The organism is Corynebacterium bovis DSM 20582 = CIP 54.80, from assembly GCF_030408615.1.
Taxonomy (GTDB): Bacteria; Actinomycetota; Actinomycetes; order Mycobacteriales; family Mycobacteriaceae; genus Corynebacterium; species Corynebacterium bovis.
In genome coordinates this window covers 2,515,978-2,537,074 of record NZ_CP047187.1, presented here as the reverse complement: position 1 = coordinate 2,537,074, position 21,097 = coordinate 2,515,978, and the positions used below count along the sequence as shown (strand labels likewise).

The window sequence follows — 21,097 nt, the reverse complement described above, 5'->3', positions numbered from 1 at the left end:
GGGGGTGACCTGTGACCGACCGGGCGGGGTGACCTGCGGGGACGGCGCGGGGGACCGGTGACCGGGGCGGGTCAGTACCGGCCCTGGAGGATGATGGCGACGTCGAGCGGGGTCGGGGTGTAGGCCGGAGCGCTGTCCGGCTGGCCGCTCATGAGGGTGCTCACACAGCCGGTGTCGATGGAGCCCAGGGCGTGGCCGAGCTCGTGCGCCACGACCTTGGGCGCGCTCTCACCGCGCAGTCGCGACAGGTAGACCTCGATGAGACCCGTCCGGATGTCCAGCCGACCGGCGTACCAGCTCAGCGGGCCGGGATCGTTCACCATGGTGACGTCGGCTTCAGAGGGGTCCGTCACCATGCGGAGGGTGACCCGGCCCTTCAGTGCCGTGTTCCAGTCGTTGACGGCCTTGGTGACCGCCGCCGGGTTGGGGTTCTCCCCCTTGAAGTAGATGCGCAGCTCATGGTCCTTGTTGATGAAGGTCCGCGGAAGGCGAAATGCCTCGACGTTCTCGATCGGGCGGCCGGCCTCGGCGGCGGCTGTCGCCGCGACACACTGCTCGTGGCTTACCGCGGCGGTGGCCGTTCCGGTGGAGATGACGGACAGTCCGCCGGTGATGGCGGCAGTGGCGAGGCTGGCCGAGACAGCCCGGCGGAGAAGAGAGGTCTTTGTCATGCGGGGCAGAATACTGCGGGCCGGGTCGGGCGGGCAACGGAGATGAGGGCCAGAATTCGGTCCCGGACCCGTGAGACGGTCGATCAGGACGGTCCCATGAGTAGTACGAAAGGCGTCACAGTGACAGAGCGTCAGTGCGCGGCTCTCTGGCCAAAATAGAGGCGATCACACGGCGCGACGTCCGATTGGTGCAGGTAGGCATGGGGGCCGGGCGAAGGGGCGGCATTGTGCGGCAGTGACGGGCGCCCCGCCGCTCCGGTAGGAGGCGCCGCGGGGAGGGTGGCTGACAATGGGTGGGAAATGCACGTATTGCGTACCCCCGGCCGGGGGAGGATTTGTAAAAACTAAAGTCCCGATGAGCAGACCCCAATATTTCGAAAGTATCGATGAACGTATACTTTCGCATATCGGGCAGTCCTGCGTGGCGGGCGTGAAGCTATCGGTTACGAAATGCGTGCACGGGCCAAATCCACGGGTAAAGCGCGCGTGACGCACGTTCAATCGTGAGGTCAGCACGCTTAAGCTGCGTATAAGGAGGCTGAAGGCGGGGTAGGTCTGAAGCGGCAATTTTCTATTCGACGAACCTGTTCGCGCTGCTCGCCGCGGCCGGCGGCACCGGGCCCAACGGCATACGCTGCGGCTTCAATGAAGGTCGATGCGCAGCATAATGCCTGTAAAACTCGACTGGAGCAGTCGTGCTACTGGGTGGTAGCGTCGCCTTGGCCCTTAGCAATCTGAAGCACACAACCTGGCACACCAGCAGGCTGAGCTGACCCTAATTGGTCCGCAGCGGAGGAAACGTGAGCCGCCTGCGCGGATTGTAATTATGGGCATTGTGCACGTGTCTTCGTACTCTTGACCTTCAGAGGGGAAAAGATGGAACTTAACTTAAGAGGCCAGGCGGCGAGGAGGGTCTTATCCCTGCTCGCCGCTGTGGCCGTCGTCATGGTGTGGGCGATCGTGGTCCCACACGGGTCTGCGCACGCGGACCCCAGCACCGGATCCGACGATACGGTGAATATCGAGCCGGCCTTCCCGAACATTCCTCACGGAACAGTTTTCGGTGACGGTGGCGTCATCAGCATCAACGACAAGCTGGGCTACGGCTGGTGCATCGACCTCGGCGTGCCTGAGCCGTCCAAGGCGCCGAACAAGTACACGACGCCGCAGAAGTTGACTCACGTCGCCCCGCTGATGACGGCTGAGAACGGGAAGCTCGGTCCGGACCACAAGGTCCAGCCGATCACCCCGGTCGCGCTGGAAGGTCACCGCAAGGATGCTGCGGTGTACATCATCAAGGAGCTCATCAAGCAGTACAAGTCCGGTGTGCGCCCCAGGAGCGTCACGGACGAGGCTTTCCGTCTCAACGTCGCGCTGCAGACGCTCCTGACGTCCTCGCGTCAGCGGTTCGGCACGGAGATGTCCAAGCAGCTGCAGAACGACCCCGGGTTCCCCGAGTTCTTCGAGAAGCTCACGGGCTTCGCGCTGCGGGACGCCAACAACAACCCGTACCTTGAGTACACCGGCAACTCGGATCACCCGATCCCGACGTCCGGCCCGAACGAGTTCATCACGGTCATCCCGCCGAACGACTACTCGATCGAGAAGCTGTGGATGACCGGCCAGGGCGGAAATCAGCGCATCATTCCGGTCGATCAGCCGGGTCTGGATATCCCGGAGGACAAGCCGTCGGAGACCCCGACGACGACCTCGGAGACCCCGACGACCACGTCCGAGGCGCCGACGACGACGTCTGCGGCTCCGACGACGACCGAGCCGGCTCCTGCGACGACCTCTGAGGTCCCGGCGCAGCAGCCGAAGCCTGAGCCGAAGCACCCGAAGATCGCCACGCAGGCGAAGCTGGACGGCAAGAAGGCTGTTGTCGCCGGTGCCACGGTGAATGACACGGTGACGTACAAGGACCTGGTGCCGGGGAAGAAGTACACCCTGTCGGCGTCGCTGGTCGACAAGTCCGACGAGTCGAAGGTCCTCGGTAAGGGCACCAAGGAGTTCACCCCGTCCGAGGCCAACGGTGAGGTTGTTGTCCCGATCACGGTCGACCAGTCCGTGTCGGAGCCGGTGAAGGCTGCTGTCGCCTTCGAGGAGCTGAGCTCTACTGAGGTCAACGCCAAGGGTGAGGACAGCCCGAAGGGTGGCGACACCCCGGAGACGACCTCGGATGACAACCAGGTTGCTGACCACAAGGACATCAACGATGAGAATCAGACGGTGACGTCTGAGGATCAGCCGACGGAGTCTGCTGCCCCGACGACCACGTCCGAGGCACCGACCACGACGTCTGAGGCGCCGGCCACGACGTCTGAGGTGCCGACGACGACGTCTGAGGCTCCGGCCACGACGACGTCTGAGGTGCCGTCGGAGTCGTCTGAGGCTCCGATTTCGACGAAGAAGTTGGCTCCGACGGAGTCTGCGAAGCCTGAGCTGCCGGTGTCGGAGGTCACTCCGAAGATTCAGACGGAGGCGAAGTTCGCGGACAAGAAGGAGATCGTTGCGGGCACTGTGGTCAATGACACGGTGACGTACACGAACCTGATTCCGGGTAAGCAGTACACGTTGACTGCTGAGCTGATGGACAAGAAGGACGGTACGACGGTTGTCGGCCACGGGTCTGTGACGTTCACGCCGGAGTCGACGGATGGTTCTGTGGTTGTTCCGATCACGGTTGATGATTCGGTGACTGAGGTTGTTCCGGCTGCGGTGGCGTTTGAGACGTTGACCTCGACTCAGGTTGATGCTGAGGGTAAGGATGACGTCAAGGGCGACAAGACCCCGGAGACCAAGGACGATAATCAGGTTGCCAAGCACCGTGACATCACTGATCAGAAGCAGACGGTGACGTCGGACAGTGCTGCTGAGCGCCATCCGAAGATCGCGACTGAGGCGAAGTTCGAGAACAAGAAGGAGATCGTCGCCGGGACGAAGATCAATGACACGGTGATGTTCGAGGATCTGGTTCCGAACACGCGGTACACCCTGACTGCCCAGTTGATGGACAAGAAGGACGGTACGACGGTTCTGGGTCATGGTTCGACCAGTTTCATTCCGACGACGTCGAATGGTTCTGTGGTTGTTCCGATCACGGTGGATGAGTCGGTGACTGAGCCGGTGGCGTCTGCTGTGGCGTTCGAGTCCTTGACGTCGACTGATGTCGATGCGCAGGGTAAGCAGAATCCGCAGGGTGGTGACACTCCGGATGATGTCAGTGACGACAATCAGATCGCTGAGCACAAGGACATCAACGACGACAACCAGACGGTGACGTCGGGTGAGTCGAAGCCGAGTTCTGAGCAGCAGGTCACGCCGGCTGCCGGTAAGCCGGGTGTTCCGGCTGGTCAGGGTCGTGGCGGTCAGCCGTCGATTTCGACGCACGCGGAGATCAAGGACAACGGTCCGTTGGTTGAGGGTGCGGTTGTGGTTGACCAGGTGCGGTTCACGGGTCTGCAGCCGGGTAAGAAGTACACCCTGGAGGCGAACCTGGTGTGCAAGGCTGATGGTCAGCCGACGCAGGCGCGGTCGACGGTGGAGTTCGTTCCGAATCAGGCTGACGGGAAGGTCAACGTCCCGATTTCTGTGACTGATGCCGGGTGTTCCGAGCAGGTTGCGTTCGAGACGTTGAAGGATGCGTCGGGTGCTGTTGTGGCGACGCATCATGACATCACTGATGCTGATCAGACGGTGACGGATCATGATCAGCCGGGGCCGAATGGTCCGGGTGATGATCAGGTCACGCCGGATGAGGGTGTGACGGTTCTTGAGCAGGGTGGTGTTCCGGACAGTGGTGCGCCGCTGCCTGCGGATGCCGGTCGTCAGGAGATTCGTTCCATCCCGTCGGGTGCGGCTCATCTGGATGCGGGTATGCCGTTGTTCATCTGAGTTCGCGTGTGATGTGAGCGTGTGACTGGTTGTCCGCCCCGCTTGCTGCCGTGTGTGTGGTGGCAGGTGGGGCGGAGCCGTGTCCGGGGGGTTGGCCGGTGTGCGGTCGGTGGTCGGGGTGGTTGGGGGTCCCCGGTCATGGACCGGACGCCGGACAAACGTCATACACGCGTGTCACATCAGAGCAGCGTTGTGGTACAGCAGAGGTGACGGAATACGTGTCTCCCTGGCAGATGTGGAAAAGTCAGCGGTAGCCGAGAAATCAGGAGATTGACAGTGCAGAACAACACCACCCCCTCGAGCCCCGGCGAGTCGCCGGACGACCGGAACCCCGCATCCGGGTCGGTTCCGGCTGACCGGGCCGGCGCCACCGGTGAGACGCCGGACGCGCAGGCCGGCGCCACCGGGACGACGCCGGCGCGGTCAGGCCGCCGCGTCGGCACCGCCGTCGCCGTCGTCGCGGTCATCGCGGTGATCGTCATCGTCGCCGTCGTGCTGCTGCGGTTCGCCTCCGGGGACGGGGACAACTCCGGGGAGGGTACGTCGCCCCAGGCCAGCCAGCCCACCGCAACGTCCGAGGCGCCCTACGTCGACGACCAGGGCGGGCTCCAGCAGCACCCCCTCGACGCCGCGCCCGGCGACCCCCGGGGCATCGAGGGCATGGCGCTGACCGTCGGCGCGGACACCGCCCCCGTCGACCCGATCCAGCTCACCGACACCGGCATGCTCATCCCGCCGCTCGACGTCCAGCGGCTGGGCTGGTACTCGGCGTCCGCGGTGCCGGGTCAGGAGGGTGCCGCGGGATCCACGGTGATCACCGGCCACATCAACTACGAGGGTCAGGGAATGGGATTCGCCCAAGAATTCACGACGATGACCACCGGCGAGGAATTTCATATCACGATGGACGGCCAGGATAAGGCGTTCCGTGTCACTCAGGCGCCGTACCGGCTCGCGAAGGGGGCGCCGCTGCCGGATGTCGTCAACGACGCCTCCGGGCCCAACAAGGTCGTGCTCATCACCTGCGGCGGCGATTTCGTCGGCGGGCAGCTCGGCTACGCGGACAACATCATCACGGTCGCCGAGCCCGTGTAACTGCCGGGGGTCCGCTCGGGGGAATGCCGGCGCTGTGGGGGGCGGGGTGCCCGGGTTCGGTGTGCCGGGATCGGTGTGCCGGGCCCGGGGTGACGGGGGCGGCTCGGGCCCGGGCTGACGGGGGCCCGGGCCGGCAGTGCCGGGGTTCGGGTCTGCCCCGGTCAGGCGCAATGCCGGGGGGATTACCAGCGGTAGTCGAGGAACTTCCCGTCCATGGTGATGACCACCCGGTCGCCGTCCGGGTCCTCCCGGCGGTCGATGTCGAGGGTGAAGTTGATGGCGGACATGATCCCGTCGCCGAACTCCTCGTGGATGAGCGCCTTGATCGCCGCGCCGTGGACCTGGATCGCCTCGGTGAGGCGGTAGACCGTGGGGTCGGTGAGGAGCGCGTCGTCGCGGACGCGGGTCGGCTGGGTCCGGAGGGACTCCGCGACCTCCGGGGGGAGCTCGAGCAGCGCGCAGATCCGGTCCGCGACCGCGGGCTCGACCGGGAAACTGCCGAGGCACGCCGACGTCGTCCACACGAGCGGGCGGTCGACGGCGGCCGCGATGTCACGCCACGTCAGGCCGTGTCGGATGCGGGCGGAGTCGATGAGCCGGCCCGCGGTCGCCCGGTCGAGGATCGGGTCCGGGAGGGGGCCCGGGGTCGGGCGGGCGGAGGCGGTCGGCGCGGTGTCGTCTGATGCGGTCATGCCACTGATCGTAGGTGAGCACCTTCCGGGGCCGCCGCGCGCGGGACCGCCCGGGGCAGCGCCCGGGGTCACGGCGGCGCGCGGACGATCGCGCGGTGGAACGGCTGCGACAGCGGCGGCCCGCGGAACAACCGCGCACGGGACCGCCCGCGGGTTACAGCGGCAGCCGGCGGACGACCGCCTGGGGGAGGTTCTTGAGGATCATCATGATCGGCCGGAACAGCGGGTGGACCCAGATCACGGGCTTCCGGTTGTCCACGCCGGCCGCCACGGCCTTCGCGGCGACGGACTTGTCCACCGTCAGAGGCGCGTCGTCGAGACCCCGGGTCATGTTCGTGCGGACCTGGCCGGGGCGGACCACCAGCACATTCACACCGGTCCCGCGCAGCGCCTCACCGAGCATCCGGTAGAAGCCGTCCAGCCCGGCCTTCGTGGAGCCGTAGACGAAGTTGGAGCGGCGGACCATCTCGCCGGCGACGGAGGAGAACGCCACGATCTGCCCGTGGCCCTGCGCCGTCATGCGCTCCGCGAGGAGCACACCGACCGACACCGCGCCGGTGTAGTTGACCTGCGCGGCGAGGACCGCCTGGCGCTGGTCGTGCCACTGCTGCTCGTTGTCGCCGAGGACGCCGAACGCGACGATGGCGAGGTCGATGTCCCCGCCGGCCCAGATCTCGTCGAAGACGGCGGGGTGGGAGTCGAAGTCCACGGCGTCGAACTGGACGGTCTCGACGGAGGACGCGCCGGCGGCGGTGACCCGGCGCTCGGCGGCGACGAGGTCCTCCCCGCCGCGCGCGGCGAGGACGACGCGGGCCGGGCCGCGGGAGAGGAACTCCTCGACGACGGCGAGGCCCATGTCGGACGCACCGCCGAGAAGGAGGATGGACTGGGGCTTTCCGACTGCGTTGATCATGGATGGCCTTTCAGGGGATGGGCGGGGAGGGTCGGGCAGGTCAGGTGACGGGGGTCGGGGCGCCGGCGGGGGCCGGCGGCGCCGGCCGGTCGGGGCACCGGTCGGCACGGCGCCCCCGGCGGGTCAGTTCAGCTCGAGGCGGCGGGACATGTCCGAGGCGAACACCCCGGTCGGGTCGATCTCCCGTCGGGTCCGCAGCCAGCCCTCCAGGCCCGGGTACATGCGGTGGAAGTTCTCCGCCGACGTGCGGGACTCCTTCGCCAGGTACAGCCGGCCGCCGAACTCCATGACGCGCTTGTCGAGCTCGTCGAGGAACGCGCCGAGGCCCTTCTTGATCGGGAAGTCCACGCACACGTTCCACCCGGGCATCGGGTAGGACAGCGGCGCCCGGTTGCCCTCGCCGAAGAGCTTGAACACGTTGAGGGCGGAGTAGTGGCCGGACCGCTGGATGTCCCGGATGATCTCCTTGAACGGCTCCACGGCCTCGGTGGGGACGACGAACTGGTACTGGAGGAAACCCTTCGGCCCGTAGCCCCGGTTCCACTCCCCGATGAGGTCGAGCGGCTGGTAGAACTGCGTGAGGTTCTGGACGGCGTTGCGGTACTCGCCGGACTTCAGCCACCACAGTTCACCGACGGCGATCATGGACAGCTTGTTCATCGTGAAGCTGGGGAAGATGTCCGGCACCGTCATGAGCTGCGGTGCGTTGAACTTCAGCGGGTCCTTCGCCAGCTTCGGCGCGAGTTCCTTCAGCTGGTCCAGCGTCGCCAGGGACCCACGGGAGATCGCGGCGCGGCCGAGCTTCGGGGGTGCGGAGATCGCGTCGAACCAGGCGGAGGAATAGGTGTAGTTGACCTCGGAGCCGTCGGAGTGGAAGGCGATCGTCTCGTCGAGGTCGCGGGTGAGGTCGCCGTCGGCGATGAAGTAGGCGGTCTCCGTGCGGGTCATGCGGATCGTCGCGCGGAGGATGATGCCGGTGAGGCCCATGCCGCCGACGGTCGCCCAGAACAGCTCGCCCGTCGGGTCGTCGGGGGAGCCCTCGGGTTCGAGGTGGAGGATGCGCCCGTCGGCGACGAGGAGCTCCATCGAGGCGACGTGGTTGCCGAACGACCCGGCGGAGTGGTGGTTCTTGCCGTGGATGTCCGGGCCGATCGCCCCGCCGATGGTCACCTGGCGCGTGCCCGGCAGCACGGGCACCCACAGCCCGTGGGGGAGGGCGGCCTTCATGAGCTGGTCGAGGGTCACCCCGGCGTCGACGTCGACGAGGGCGGTGTCCGGGTCGATGCTGTGGATCCGGTTGAGGTCCTGCATGTCGACGACGAGACCGCCACCGTTCATCGCCGGGTCCCCGTACGACCGGCCCATGCCGCGGGCGATGACGCCCCGGGTGAGGTGGGCGGGCTTGTCCGCGTTGCTGTCCGCGACCTGTGCCACGGCGCGGGCGATGACGTCGGTGTCCCGGGTCCGGAGCACCTCCGCGGTCGACGGGGCCGTGCGGCCCCAGCCGGTGAGGGTGCGGGTGGTTGTCTGCAAGTCCATCGTTACGTGTCTCCGTCGGGAGGGTCGGCAGGGTTTCGGTACTCGGTCCACCCTACCGCCGGGTCGGACACTCACCCGTGAGTGCCACCGTGGGGTCGACTGTGAGTTCGCGGACAATCCGCAGGGTGGCCGGGGCCGTCCCGCCGGGTGCCGGCGGTTGTCCACAGGGGCGGTGGCGACGGGTGCGGGGCGGGCCGGGGGTGTCCACAGGTGTGGTGGTCGGGGGCGTGGGGTGGCCGGGGTGTCCACAGATTCCGGAAAAAAGGTGCAGCAGGGGTGCGGTAGAGGGTCGGGCCGTGCATGATTGGTGAAGCACTGCGGAGGTTGTGGTGCGGAAGGAGTGCCGGTGATGGCAGGTTTCGGATGGTTCGGGCGGGGTCGCCGCGCCAGGGGCGCGGAGGGGGACGACGCACCCCGTGGCGGCGCACAGGTCGGTGACCGCGGGCGCGGGCGCGGTGGGGCCGGCGCGGAACCGTGGTCCACGCCGGGGGCGGAGGACATCGTCGCGCGCTGGCGGGCCGTCGCCGAGGCCGTGTCCGTGAGGACGTACGCGGCGGCGGTGCTGACGGGCCGGCTCACCGGGGTCGGCGCGACCGCCCTCGCCGGTGAGCTGCGTGACCTGTCCGCCCGGGCGCTCGACGGCGGGCATCATGGCCTCGCGTACCGCATCGACCTCACGCGTCTCACGCTCCTCGTGTCCGTCGGGGACCGGGAGGCCGTGGGGCTCCTGTACCGGCTGTGGGAGGCGTACGTCGGGAATCCCGGGACCTTCCCCGCGCACCACGACGCGCTCGCCACCGGCGGCCGGACCTCCGTCACCGACAGTCCGGTGGACGGCGACGGCGAACCTCTGCCCCACCTGTACCACTCGGTGTGGGACGACCTGGCCCACGCCGCGGCGGCCGACCCCTCCTACCCCCTCGAGGAGGCGGAGCGGCTGCTCGAGGACGGTGAGAACGCGCTGCGGCACCTCGGGGTGTCCCCGGACGAGCTCACCGGGCGACGGGTGTCCCTGCTCACCGCCCTCGGCAGGATCCCCGAGGCGACGCGCCTGGCCGCCGCCCGGGAGCTGACGAGCGACCTCGACATCAGCCCGCAGGCCCCGGTGGCGTCCGTGATCCGCCGGTACCGCGAGGTCGCCTCCCGCACCGACCTCGCGCTCCGGGCGGGCGACGGTGACCGGGTCGCGGAACTCGTGGCGTACGCGGAGGCGATGCCCTCCGTCGGCGACTGGCCGGGGTGCCTCACGGCCCCGATGCTCCGGGCGACGGCCGCGACCGTCCCCGCCGAGCTCACCGCGCAGCGGGTCGGGCGGATGCTGACGTTCGAGCTCGGCGACCCCGGCAGGACCGCGGTGGTGGCGGGGGCCGCGGCGTACCTCGCCCAGGCCGTCGACGTCGACGTCGCACTCTCCCTCGTCGAGCGGCTCCTGCCCCTCATGCTGCTCGACCCCGACCGGCGCGTCGTGGACGTCGACGCGCTGCTGGAACCCGTGCTCGTGTCGGCCGTCGCCGCGGGCGCCGGGGACGTGCGGCTGCCGCGCCTCGGGCTGCCCGAGTTCGAGGGGGTCATCGGGCGCGTCGACCCCACGGTCGCCGACCTGCACCACGTGGTCACCAGCCGGTGCGACGCCCGCCGGGAGGCGCTCGACCGGCGCAACGGCACCGACGCCCACCGCACCGCGCCGCGCACGTGGCCGGTCCCGCCCCTGGCGGCGGACCACGTCGCCCAGCTGCGGCTGGACCGGATCCCCGCCCTGACGACCGCCTGCCCGGCCGGGTTCACCGCGGAGTCGTTCACCGTCCCGCCGGACGCGGCCCGGGACGGTGAGCCGGTGGACGTCGACGCGATCGCCGACGCCGACCTCCCGGCCGCGCTGATGTGCTTCCGGATCGCCGGGGACGACGACCGGGCCGCGGCGGCCCTCGCGCGCGTCCGGGCGCGGGCCCTGCCGGGCACGTGGGAGTCCGCGGTGCTGGTCGTCGACCGGGTCGTCACGTCCGGGACGTTCGACGTCGACCCGGTCCTCGAGGCGGTGCAGGAGCTCTCCGGCGCGCCGGGCGGGATCGGGGCCGGTCACGGGGCCGGGTCCGCGGTGACCGGGGCGACCGGGGTGGGGGAGTCGACGGAGACGACGATGTGGGCGGCCGGCGACGTCACCGCCGGGGTCGCGGCGCAGGGGGCCGACGCCACGGCCGCCGGGGGCCGACACCGGAAACCCGACGTCGTCGACCCGGACGAGTGGCAGGCCATGCTCACCGACACGACGCTCGACGACCACGACGTCGCCTCGGCGATCCTCCACCAGATGCACCCGCAGGCCGGCCGGGACCGGCGCGACGCCGGCGCGCCCGGGGCGACCCCGGAGGAGGCGGCCGGCGCCGTCGCCGGACTCGCAGGCTTCCTCACACTCTGCGACGCGGTGACGAGGTTCCCCGGGGCCGCGGCCACGCCCGCGGACCGGGCGGCCGCGCTCTCCGACATCGCCGACCGGTGGCGTGCCCTCCCGGAGCCGGCCAAGCCGCTCGCGGAGGTGTACATCCTCCTGTGCACCCGCTTCCCCGCCATGGAGGGCACGGGAGCCGGGACGGAGCGGGTGGTCCCCGCGTCCGCGGAGACCGTCGCCTTCGCCGTGCGCGCCCTGCCGATCGTCATGCGCTGTGCCCCGCGGTTCGCCCTCCACCGGCTGTCGCTCATCGTCGACGAGCCGCCCGCGGGCCAGGACCCGCAGCTCACGGACGCGCTGACGGGCATGTTCACCGACGCGCTGCTCGGATGGCCGCTGGGCGTCGTGGACCTCACGCGCCTCGACATCGGCGCCCGGTGGGCCGCGCGGCGCCACCGCGTGCTCGACGCGGTGGGGATCACCTGGCGTTACCTCGCCCTTGTCGACCGGCGGCTGCGCCTCCTCGGCGACGCCCCCGACGACGACGCCCGCCGGGAGACCCTCCGGGCGGTCCAGGCGGAGCACGCGGTCATGCTCTCCCGGGCGTACGGCGCCCTGGACAGCGTTGTCTGCGCGGCGGCGAGCGGCCGGAAGGCCGCCGGGCTCGCCGTGGCGACCGGGGACCCGCAGATCATCGCCGAGGCCCGTTCCAACGAGCTGAAGGCCCTGGTCACCGCCGGGATCGACAACGAGGCGTGGGACCTGGCCGTCGAGCTCATGGGCTGGGGGTTCCCCGACCAGCCCCACCATGAATGGCTCATCGCCGTGTACTCCGTCCACGCGAGCATCCATGCGGCGCTGGCCGGGCTCTACGACCCCGAGGGCCGGTGGGCGGTGCTGTGGTCCAACTTCTCCGCGACGATGCGCTCGGCCGCCGAACGGTACCGGGACACCAGCCCGGACGTCGCCACTCTCGACGAGATCAACGAGGAGTCCGAGAAGCTGCTCAACGAGCTCATGGACGCGTCCCTGTCCCGCGAGGCGGACGAGATCGCCCGGTGGCGGCGCGGCCTCGTCACCCCCACCGCGGAGGACATCCTCCGCGACCCCCGGGCCACCGCCCACGACCGGGAGGAGGCGCACCGGCTGCTCCACTGGGTGATGTTCTCCGAGGGGTTCACCGCCCAGATGCTCGACGACATCGACCGCTCCTGCCGGACGTACGCCGAGACCTACCACCGGGCCGCCGCCGACGGGAACACGTACATCGCCGACGGTGTCCTGCGGGAACTCGACCGGCTGACCGGCGTCTACCGGGACGAACCCGAGGCCGCCGCCGCGTTCCACCGGACACTTCTCGCGCTCCGGGAGGGGTAGGGCACCGGTTGTCGGACAGGGGGGTGCCGGGTGCCGGCGGGGCGGGTGCGCTCCGCCGGGACCACCGGTTCATGGGGGCGGGTGCGCTCCGCCGGGCCCGCCGGTGCGCGCCGGGTCACGCCGGGTGGGCGGTCAGAGGTCCATGATCCGCCGGATCTCCTCCGGCAGGTCCGCCGGGTCCGTGATCTGCGGTCCCTCCCACTCGCGGAGGATCGTGTTCACGCGCTGACGGCTCGTCGAGTCCATGATCGGCAGCTCCTGGGCCATGAGGCGGGTCATGAACGGGTCGAGGGGAGCGGTCGTGTGCTCGGCCGCCTCGTACACCTCGTCCCGGTCGACGCCGCCGAGGGTGCTCGTCGGGACGTCGGACCCCTTCTCCCCCGCGCCGCGGCCGACATCCCGCGACGACAGGCTCTTCCTCATCCGCTTCTTACCGGGGTCGCGGGGTTCGGAGCCGGTGCCGCCGAGAATGCGCTCAAACATGGCGGCCAGTCTAGCGCCGCCCCCTCCGGTATCGTGCTGACCATGGCTGACTCCCCGACCACGCCGGACGCCACGACGGCCACTGACGCCACGACGGCCGCCGGGACCGCACCGGACGCGACCACGCCCGCTGAGGCCACGACGCCCGCCGACGCGACCACACCGGACGCGACGACCACGCCCCAGTTCGACCCGGTGCTCGTGGCCGCCGGCCGCGGATCCACCGTCGCCGTGTGGCAGGTCGAGACGGACCCGAGGGTGCTGCTCGGCGACTTCAGCGGTGCCTGGCTCGTCACGTCGGACGGCGTCACCGGGTTCGCCGCCGGTGCGGAGTGGATCCCGGAGAGGGGGGATCACGACGCCGTGCTCCGCCTCCTCCTCGCCCGACCCGTGTTCGTCGTCGGCGAGCCCGACCTCCCCGCCGACCTCGGCGTCCCGCTGGTGGACGCGGAGGCGACCGTCGGGAACCTCCACCGGGACCTCGAGCGCACCCGCGAGGCGATCCGGGCGGGCGGGACCGGGGCGCGCCAGCCTGCGTGGGAGACCCTCGAGCTCACGCCGCTGTCCGGGCGCGCACCGGAGGGGCTGGACGAGGACGCGACCGCCGCCGTCGTCGAGGCGATGGCGTGGGCGCGGGGGGTCCGCGGGCTCGTGCGCGCGTGGAACCAGAACGAGAAGCTGCGGGTCCGGCGGCTCGGGGGCGACGCCCGGCCGCTGCCCCTCGTCGACCGGGACGGCGCGACGGTGCACTGACCCGCGGCGGCCCGGGGCGCGCCCGGGGGAGGCGGATCGGCGGGATCAACGGCCCGCCCTTGACTGCTGCACTCGCGATGGACCGTGTCTACCCTGGGTCCCATGAGTGCTCAGCACGTCCCCGGGGACGGTCGACGACCCGGACTCCGCGTCGTCGCCGGAACAGGCCCGTCGACCGGGTCCGGAACCCCCGCTGACGTGCCGTGGGCCGACCGCGACGGGCGCGCGGGACAGTCGCCGGACCGCCGGACCCCACCCGGCCGCCCGACCGCCGGCCACCCGACCCACGGCCACCCCGCCGCCGGCCACCCCACCCCCGACCGTCCCGCCCCGGGGGAGCCCACCCCCGGCCGTCCCGCCGCCGGCCGTCGGTCACCCCGGGGCGACGGCACCGCCCCCCAGGCCCTCGCCCGGACGACCGCCCCCGCGCCGGCCCGGCCCGCCCTGCCGCTGAGTATGCGCACCCGCGACGTCGAGGACCCGTCCCGGGCGACGTTGCTGCTGCTCGCGGAGCATTTCCACCGGGGGGTGGGGCACTTCTCGCGCACGGTCGGCATCGACGGCGCGGCGTCGGTCGCGGACATGTGCCGCGCGGTGCTCACGAGTTTCCGCTGGCCGGGGGTGCAGGACGGGGACGACGCCACCACCGCGCAGTGGACCCTGTGGACGTCCCCTGGCGGCCGGGTGCTGATCTACGGTCCGGGGAAGGTCTCGCCGGACACGACCGTCGCCGACGCCCTGGGTGCCGACGGGGCCGGGGTGCTGCAGGTCAGGGAGGCGGACCCGGCCGGGGAGGGGGACGCCGCGGCCGGGGAGGGGGCCGGGCCGGGCACCACCGGACCCGCCGCCACCGCGGACACGACCGCCGGGCCGCCGGCGCGCTACGAGATCTACATCAACGTCACGGGCGCCGTCGTGCGGGACGCCTCGACCCCGGACGCGGTCTGCCTCGGCGGGGAGTTCGTCCCGGACCTCAGCACGGACGCGGTGACCGGGCGCTGGGACGTGGACCGGGAGTACGTCGACAGCCTGACGGACATCATCGGCTCGCTGCACCCGCTGGGCATCCCGGCGGCGCCGGACATCGCGGCGGTGAACGTCGCGCTCGCGGGGGAGGCCCGGTGCGCGGACGTCATGCAGACGGTCCGGCCGGAGGTCCGGGACCTGCTCGAGGGCCACGGCCTGATGGAGTTCGTCCCCCTGCTCCAGGCCCTCGACCTGCAGCGTCCCGCGCAGGTCAGCGAGCACATCCGGTCGGTGCTCGCGGACGTGCCCGTCGAGACGACGGCCGCCGGCCGGGCGGCGGCGTGGTCGCGGATCATGGCGTTGTCGACGCTGTGCGAGCAGGAGATCGTCGACGAGGTCAGCGAGTCCGTCATGGTCGGGCTGGGGGTCACGCGCGCGGACGCCGGGCTGCCGGTGACCGAGGGTCGGCAGTCGGGGGACCCGCTGGACAGCGCGGAGATCCGCGCCCTGTCCGCGGGCACCGGGCGGCTGCTGGCCGTGTGCGGGGCGGACGGGTGGCCCGGCGGGGGCGCGCCGGGTGGGGCCTCGGCGCTCGTGCCGCGGAGGAGTGTCGTCGACCGCCTGGAGATCTACCGGTACCTGCTCCAGAACCGGGGGAGGTGACGACGCCGCCCCGGCGCGCCAGCCACGGCCGGCGGCCACCGCCGCCGGACATCCGCCGGGCGCCCGGCGGCCCACGCGGCGACGCGCCCGGCGGCCCACGCGGCGACGCACCCGGCGGCGCGGAGTTTCCGGTCCGTGGTGCATACGAACTACGGTGTAGCGGACAGCCACAGTGAACAGGAGACGACGTCCGTGACCGATTCCGCCACGCAGCAGGCCGCCAGCCGGGACTCCGCACCGTCCGCCGGCGCCGCTGCCGCCACCACGGGGGACCCGTCTGCGGCCGGGAGCTGGCGTTCCGTCGAGAGGCGTCGGCTCGCCGCCGAGCGCAGCCGCCGGGTCGTCCGCCAGTTCGTGAAGTTCGGTCTCGTCGGCGCGTCCGGGTTCGTCGTGAACCAGGGCGTGTTCGTGGCCGTGAAGAAACTCACCGAATGGGGGTGGGGTGTGGATGCGGAGTCCGCGGCCCTGAACCTGTTCGGCACGCAGTTCCACGTCCGGTGGTACATGCTGTTCTCCGTTCTGGCGTTCGTCGTCGCGAACCTGTGGAATTTCATGCTCAACCGCCGGTGGACGTTCAGGACCTCGGGGAAGAGCCACTGGTTCCGGGAACTGGTGCCGTTCATGCTGGTCGGCGTCGGTGGTCTCATCATCACGTTGGCGGTGCACTGGGCGTTGGTGAACACGCAGTCGCCGGTCTCGTTGCCCGTGGACGTCTTCGACAATTCGACGGGTCTGCGTACCCGCACGTACTGGGGTAATTTCATCGGCGTCGTCGCGGCACTGCCCGTGAATTTCCTGTTGAACAAGGTGTGGACGTTCCGGGCCGTGCGGGAGCACCGCCGGGAGGCCGGTGTCGCGGAGATCCCGGCGAGCTGACCCTGCCGCGCGGTCCCGTCGGGGTCGCGCGCCCCCGGCCACCCGTGCCTCCTGCACCTGTGCCCCCTGCACCTGCACCTGTACCCCGCGCACGCCCCGTGCGCACCCATGCCCCGGTGACCGGCCCGCTGAGTGACCGGCCCGCAGAGCGGAAAGGACCGAGACGCACGATGAGCGCGAACCCCACAGGACACCCGCCGGCGGACGTCGTCCTCCCGGCGCCGGGCACGGACCCGGCCCCGCCGACGTTGCCGCTCGCCCAGCAGCTCGTCCGGTTCATCATCGTCGGCGGGTTCTCCGCGGTGGTGGACTTCGGGTCGACGATCCTCCTGCACCACCTGGGTGTCGGCGACGGGGTGTCGAAGGCCGTCGGGTTCATCCTCGGCACGTTGACGGCGTACCTCATCAACCGCCGGTGGACGTTCCGGGCGGAGCCGTCGGTGCGCCGGTTCCTCGTGACGATGGCCACCTACCTGCTGACCTTCGTCGTGCAGTGGGGGTTGTACCAGGTGTCCATCCCGTGGTTGGAGGGGCACGGGCTGGGGGACTTCTGGGTGCGGGCGGTGAGTTTCGTCATCGCGCAGGGGACGGCGACGGTGCTGAACTTCATCATCCAGCGGTGGGTGATCTTCCGGGCCTGAGGGGTCCGACGCCGACCGCCGCGGGGGCCGGGCGGGCTGCAGAGGTGTTGCCTTTGTCCCGTACCCCGTCTACTCTCTCAGGTAATGCTTCCCTTATCGTCAGTCGGCACCCATGTGTGGGGTGCCCGTGGGGAGCGTCACCACGCGAGAGAGAGAACACACATGACCCACACACCACGGCTTCGCGGGGCCGGACTCCTGCGACGCCGGATCATCGCCTGCGCCACGGCCGTCGCGGTCGGTGCCGCCGGCTTCACCGTCGCCCCGTCGTCCGACTCGGTCCTGCCCGTCGCCTCCGCCCAGACCGACGCCCCGCGTCCGGGAGTCGGCCAGGGCACGCTCCAGATCGTCGGGTCCCCGACCGTCCCGGCGGGCGGGATCGTCAGGATCAAGGGCTCCGGTTTCGAGAAGCGTGACGGCAACCAGTACCAGCTCGCCGTCAAGCTCGACGACGGTGCCATCCCCCTCCCGACGGACCAGGAGGGCGCGGACCTCGTCGCGAAGCGGGCCGCCCACTACGGGACGAAGCCCGAGAACCTCCCGGGCGACGACGGCACGTTCACCATGGCCATCCGGCTCCCGGCGGACCTGACCCCGGGCACCCACTGGATCAGGATCCTCGGCGGCAGCGACGGCGGCCCGGTCGTGTCGAAGTTCGTCGAGTTCACCGTCCCGGACCCGTCCGCGCCCCCGGCGCCGGCGCCGGCCCCGGCTCCGAGCACCGAGGCCCCGGCCCCGGCCCCGCAGGAGCAGGCCCAGGGCCCGTCGGTCACCGCGTCCGTGGCCGACATCAACTACCGCGGCACGACGGACCTCGCGGTGAGCGCCCTCGGCTTCACCCCTTCCCGTAACGTCCGGGCCACGGTCGACGGCAAGCCCGTCGCGCTGGCCAAGGGCGCGCCGGACGCCCCCGTCGCCGCCGAGGCGGACGGCACCGTGACCGTCGTCGTGTCCCTGGCCCCGGGCGTCGCCCCGGCCGGGGTGCACACCCTGGTCCTCACCGGTGAGGACGGCCGCACGGCGTCGACGCCGTTCCTGACGTCGGCCCAGGCGCTGGTCAAGGCCACGCCGACGTCCCGCGCCGGGCTCGGCGTCCCGCTGGGGACGAAGGGCGCCCGCGTGGAGCTCGTCAACGCCGCCCCCGGGTCGGTCATCGAGTCCGTCACCGTCGGTGCCGAGAGCGTGCCCGTCCGCGACGTCACGCCGGCGACGGACAAGGAGCCGGCGTCCGCGGTCTTCGACGTGCCGACCGACCAGGCGATCGTCGGGGACACGATCGGGGCGACGTTCCGCACGGGCGACACCACCCCAGGAGACCAGCGTCGGCGCCACGGTGACGCTGGCCGTCGACAACAATGTCGGCGACCGGTACGAGACGACGAAGAACACCGAGCTCCCCCGCGGCGTCTACCAGGTGCGCACGAACCCGAAGACCGGTGAGATCTTCGTGACGCAGTCGGTCGGCCGCGGCAAGGACGAGGTCTCCGCGCTGCTCGTCCTCGACCCGGCGACCCTCCAGATCAAGCGGCAGGTCACCATCCCCAACGACGGCACCGGCCGCGGCGTCTTCGGCCTCGGCCTCGACAACCAGCGCGGCCTGGTCTGGGCGACCGACACGCGCGCGAACACCGTCATGCTCTTCAAGCAGGACACCCTCGAGCTGGTCAAGGACTTCCCGAAGGACTCGGTCCTGCACTCCCGGGACGTCATTGTCGACGAGACCACCGGCCGCGCCTACGTCTCCAGCGCCGCGGGCCCGCGCGCGGACATCGCGGTGTTCGACGGTGAGACGAAGGAGCAGCTCGAGACGATCTCCGTCTCCGACGACCGGACCGTGTTCAACGACACGATGAGCCTCGACTTCGACCCGAAGACCGGTGCGCTGTACACCGTGTCCCTCAACACGCCGGCGGCCGCGCGGATCGACGTGCGCAACGGCAACAAGGTCACGATCTACCAGCTCCCGAAGGAGCAGATGGACCGGGCGTCCGGCGTGGCCTGGGACCCGGACACGCAGCGGCTCTACGTCGTCGGTCAGACGTCCAACAGCGTCCTCGTGTACGACGTCCGTGAGGGCAAGGTCATCCGCGACATCCGCACCGGCGTCAACCCGCTCAACGCCGCGTACGACCCCGTGTACAAGCGGGTCTACGTGACGAACTTCGGCGGGTCGACGGTCACGATCATCGACGCGGACAGCATGAACGTCATCGGCCAGCTCGACGCGGGTGCCACGCCGAACCACGTCGCCGTGGAGCCGGACGGCACCGTCAACGTCGTCTCCCGCGTGGCCTTCGGCAACGACGGGACCAAGGACGCGATCTACCGCTACGTCCCGAAGGACCCGAAGCCGACCCCGCCGCCGGCGGGCTCCGTCCCGTCCGGGTCGATCCCGGTCGGCTCCCTGCCGAACGACACCCAGGGCCTGCTCGGCGCGCTCGTCGGTGTCATCGCCGGGCTCGGCGTGGCGGGTGTCCTCGCCACCGCGGTCGGCGCGCTCATCGGTGGCCTGCCGGGCCTCCCGCCGCTGCCGGGGCTGCCCGCGCTGCCGAAGCTGCCGGCGCTGCCGGACCTCGGGGCGATCCTCCGCGGCCTGCCGCTGTCCGGTGCCCCGCGCCCGGCCCAGCCGGCCCCGGCCCCGGGCCCGAAGGGCTCCTGCGGCTGCAACGGCTGAGCCTGTGAGCCGCTGAGCTGCCGCACCCTCTGACCGGGTGACCGTCCACCGCGTGGTGGTGCGGTCACCCGGTCAGTCGTGCGTGCGGGCCGGTGGTGCGGTTACGGCCCCGGGAAGGGGCCGGCCACGGCCCGGTCGGCGTGCGGTCACGCCCCCGCCGCCGCGTCCGCGACCGCGTCGCACACGGCCAGGGTCCACGCCCCGGCCGTGCGCCGCGCCGTCGGCGTGTCCGGGTACCGGCACCGGAGGGTGAGGCCCGTGTCGTCGAGGACGAACCACACCATCACCCCGTCGGTCCGCACGTCCGCCGAGACGTGCTGCGCGTCCGCCGTCACCCCGTCGACGTCCGCCGACGCGGGCACCGCCACCGGCAGCCGCCGGTTGTCCAGCCACGACAGGGCGAACATCCCCCGCGTGTTCGGCATGCCCCCGCAGGGGTCCTCGCCGGACGGGTCGAGGATCGGGGCCAGCGGGTGCCCGCCGAGACGCACGGCGGCCCGCACCGCGTCCGCGCACTCCGCCGGGTCCGTCGACGTGCACTCCAGCACCGAGTTCGTGATGAACCACCCGACCGAGTTCTGCCACCGCGACGGGTCGCTGTCAGGTCCGCGTCGGGAATGGACGGGGAAGACCGCCCGCAACGGCTGCCCCGACATGCGCTGCGTGACCGCCGTCATCGCGGACACCGCCAGTGCGATGGGGCGGACCCCGGCGGCACGGGCGGCCGCCTCGAGGGCCGTGACCCCCGCGGGGTCGAGGATGCGGTGGATGTCGACGACGTCGTCCCCCCGGTCCGCGCCGGAGCCGGCGTCGGGCTCCCCGGGCTCCCCGGGCGCGGCGTCGAGCCCGAGGTCGAGGGGGAACACCGGCATCCCGCCGTCGCCGACGTCGAGGATGTGCCGCCACCGGGCGTGCACCTCCTCCGGGGCGGGCGGTCGGGTCCGCAGGTCACGGGTGTGCTCGGTGAACGACGGCGCCGGCGGGAGCGGGGCCTCCGGGTCGTGGAGCAGCACCGCGAGGTCGCGCAGCAGCACGCGGAGCGACCACGCGTCCGTGTGCGAGTGGTCCATGCCGACGACGACGGTCGAGCGGGCGGGCGCCGGCGCGTCGGTGGGGGCGTCGGCGTCGTGGGGCGTGCCGGTCGCCGCGGGGGCCGCACCCGCCGCGGGCGGGTGCTCCACGAGGCACAGGGCGTGGGACGGCCGGGCGAAGGGCTCGCAGGCGGTGTCGAAGATGCCCCGCAGCACGGTGCGGGGGTCGGTGGGCGACGGGCCGGTCGCGCCGGGCGCGCCGGGCGCGCCGGGGTGCCGGTGGCCGTGCCGGTGGGCGACGCGCCGGTCGCGCCGGACGGCGTCGCCCGGGACCAGCCGAGGCCGGTGACCTCGACGGGGGTCAGGCTCCGGGCGTCCGGGTTCACCACCGTCCGCAGCGTGCCGTGCCGGGCGATGACGTCCATCCACGCCGCCGCGACGCG

At 71.3% G+C, this 21,097-nt stretch carries 15 protein-coding genes; 9 read left to right on the top strand and 6 right to left on the bottom strand.

The window, feature by feature from the left end:
• Positions 1-71 precede the first annotated feature (71 nt).
• Positions 72-671: a zinc metalloprotease gene (locus CBOVI_RS10285; RefSeq protein WP_010268134.1), complete on the bottom strand. Its 600-nt coding sequence runs from the start codon at positions 669-671 to the stop codon at positions 72-74.
• A gap of 876 nt (positions 672-1,547) precedes the next feature.
• On the opposite strand from CBOVI_RS10285, the gene CBOVI_RS10280 reads away from it, so the two are divergent.
• Positions 1,548-4,565 carry a VaFE repeat-containing surface-anchored protein gene (locus CBOVI_RS10280; protein WP_010268137.1) on the top strand — a complete coding sequence of 1,006 codons (3,018 nt, stop codon included), beginning with the start codon at positions 1,548-1,550 and terminating at the stop codon, positions 4,563-4,565.
• 276 nt (positions 4,566-4,841) lie between these two features.
• Positions 4,842-5,660, top strand: a complete 819-nt coding sequence (locus tag CBOVI_RS10275; RefSeq protein WP_010268141.1) for a class F sortase — start codon at positions 4,842-4,844, stop codon at positions 5,658-5,660.
• Between the two features lie 182 nt (positions 5,661-5,842).
• Here CBOVI_RS10275 and cynS read toward each other — a convergent pair whose 3' ends face one another.
• The 3 genes from cynS to dprE1 form a co-directional block, all read right to left on the bottom strand.
• Complete coding sequence (cynS, locus tag CBOVI_RS10270; protein WP_010268145.1) at positions 5,843-6,352, bottom strand: cyanase; 510 nt, start codon at positions 6,350-6,352, stop codon at positions 5,843-5,845.
• A gap of 154 nt (positions 6,353-6,506) precedes the next feature.
• Positions 6,507-7,265 carry a decaprenylphospho-beta-D-erythro-pentofuranosid-2-ulose 2-reductase gene (gene dprE2, locus CBOVI_RS10265; protein WP_010268149.1) on the bottom strand — a complete coding sequence of 253 codons (759 nt, stop codon included), beginning with the start codon at positions 7,263-7,265 and terminating at the stop codon, positions 6,507-6,509.
• Between the two features lie 123 nt (positions 7,266-7,388).
• On the bottom strand, positions 7,389-8,804 hold the full coding sequence (dprE1, locus tag CBOVI_RS10260; RefSeq protein ID WP_010268152.1) for a decaprenylphosphoryl-beta-D-ribose oxidase: 1,416 nt from the start codon (positions 8,802-8,804) through the stop codon (positions 7,389-7,391).
• 349 nt (positions 8,805-9,153) lie between these two features.
• Between dprE1 and CBOVI_RS10255 the strand changes: the two genes are divergently transcribed.
• Positions 9,154-12,567, top strand: coding sequence for a hypothetical protein (locus tag CBOVI_RS10255; protein ID WP_010268157.1), 3,414 nt, complete (start codon positions 9,154-9,156; stop codon positions 12,565-12,567).
• Between the two features lie 132 nt (positions 12,568-12,699).
• Here CBOVI_RS10255 and CBOVI_RS10250 read toward each other — a convergent pair whose 3' ends face one another.
• A complete protein-coding gene (locus CBOVI_RS10250; RefSeq protein WP_010268160.1) occupies positions 12,700-13,050 on the bottom strand; it encodes a hypothetical protein in 351 nt (116 codons plus the stop codon).
• A 42-nt stretch (positions 13,051-13,092) separates the two neighbouring features.
• Here CBOVI_RS10250 and CBOVI_RS10245 point away from each other — a divergent pair, with 42 nt between their 5' ends.
• From CBOVI_RS10245 to CBOVI_RS10220, 6 genes are all read left to right on the top strand, one after another.
• Complete coding sequence (locus CBOVI_RS10245; protein WP_010268164.1) at positions 13,093-13,803, top strand: hypothetical protein; 711 nt, start codon at positions 13,093-13,095, stop codon at positions 13,801-13,803.
• Between the two features lie 102 nt (positions 13,804-13,905).
• Positions 13,906-15,432 carry a hypothetical protein gene (locus CBOVI_RS10240; RefSeq protein ID WP_183273674.1) on the top strand — a complete coding sequence of 509 codons (1,527 nt, stop codon included), beginning with the start codon at positions 13,906-13,908 and terminating at the stop codon, positions 15,430-15,432.
• A 192-nt stretch (positions 15,433-15,624) separates the two neighbouring features.
• Positions 15,625-16,308: a GtrA family protein gene (locus tag CBOVI_RS10235; RefSeq protein ID WP_083826035.1), complete on the top strand. Its 684-nt coding sequence runs from the start codon at positions 15,625-15,627 to the stop codon at positions 16,306-16,308.
• A gap of 170 nt (positions 16,309-16,478) precedes the next feature.
• A complete protein-coding gene (locus CBOVI_RS10230) occupies positions 16,479-16,949 on the top strand; it encodes a GtrA family protein (protein ID WP_010268393.1) in 471 nt (156 codons plus the stop codon).
• A 162-nt stretch (positions 16,950-17,111) separates the two neighbouring features.
• Positions 17,112-18,389, top strand: coding sequence for a hypothetical protein (locus CBOVI_RS10225; RefSeq protein ID WP_010268389.1), 1,278 nt, complete (start codon positions 17,112-17,114; stop codon positions 18,387-18,389).
• Entirely contained in the window at positions 18,283-19,623 is a 1,341-nt protein-coding gene (locus CBOVI_RS10220) for a YncE family protein (protein WP_010268384.1), read from the top strand. The genes CBOVI_RS10225 and CBOVI_RS10220 overlap by 107 nt, the downstream gene beginning before the upstream one ends.
• Positions 19,624-19,769: 146 nt before the next feature.
• Here the strand turns inward: CBOVI_RS10220 and CBOVI_RS10215 are convergent, their stop codons facing one another.
• Positions 19,770-20,870, bottom strand: a complete 1,101-nt coding sequence (locus CBOVI_RS10215) for a condensation domain-containing protein (RefSeq protein ID WP_183273673.1) — start codon at positions 20,868-20,870, stop codon at positions 19,770-19,772.
• Positions 20,871-21,097 lie beyond the last annotated feature (227 nt).

Excerpts from the sequence above, each read along its gene's own strand:
- CBOVI_RS10285 (WP_010268134.1), bottom strand. The coding sequence starts at position 671 with ATGACAAAGACCTCTCTTCTCCGCCGGGCTGTCTCGGCCAGCCTCGCC.
- CBOVI_RS10280 (WP_010268137.1), top strand. The coding sequence starts at position 1,548 with ATGGAACTTAACTTAAGAGGCCAGGCGGCGAGGAGGGTCTTATCCCTG.
- cynS (WP_010268145.1), bottom strand. The coding sequence starts at position 6,352 with ATGACCGCATCAGACGACACCGCGCCGACCGCCTCCGCCCGCCCGACC.
- dprE2 (WP_010268149.1), bottom strand. The coding sequence starts at position 7,265 with ATGATCAACGCAGTCGGAAAGCCCCAGTCCATCCTCCTTCTCGGCGGT.
- dprE1 (WP_010268152.1), bottom strand. The coding sequence starts at position 8,804 with ATGGACTTGCAGACAACCACCCGCACCCTCACCGGCTGGGGCCGCACG.
- CBOVI_RS10255 (WP_010268157.1), top strand. The coding sequence starts at position 9,154 with ATGGCAGGTTTCGGATGGTTCGGGCGGGGTCGCCGCGCCAGGGGCGCG.
- CBOVI_RS10250 (WP_010268160.1), bottom strand. The coding sequence starts at position 13,050 with ATGTTTGAGCGCATTCTCGGCGGCACCGGCTCCGAACCCCGCGACCCC.
- CBOVI_RS10245 (WP_010268164.1), top strand. The coding sequence starts at position 13,093 with ATGGCTGACTCCCCGACCACGCCGGACGCCACGACGGCCACTGACGCC.
- CBOVI_RS10240 (WP_183273674.1), top strand. The coding sequence starts at position 13,906 with ATGAGTGCTCAGCACGTCCCCGGGGACGGTCGACGACCCGGACTCCGC.
- CBOVI_RS10230 (WP_010268393.1), top strand. The coding sequence starts at position 16,479 with ATGAGCGCGAACCCCACAGGACACCCGCCGGCGGACGTCGTCCTCCCG.
- CBOVI_RS10225 (WP_010268389.1), top strand. The coding sequence starts at position 17,112 with ATGACCCACACACCACGGCTTCGCGGGGCCGGACTCCTGCGACGCCGG.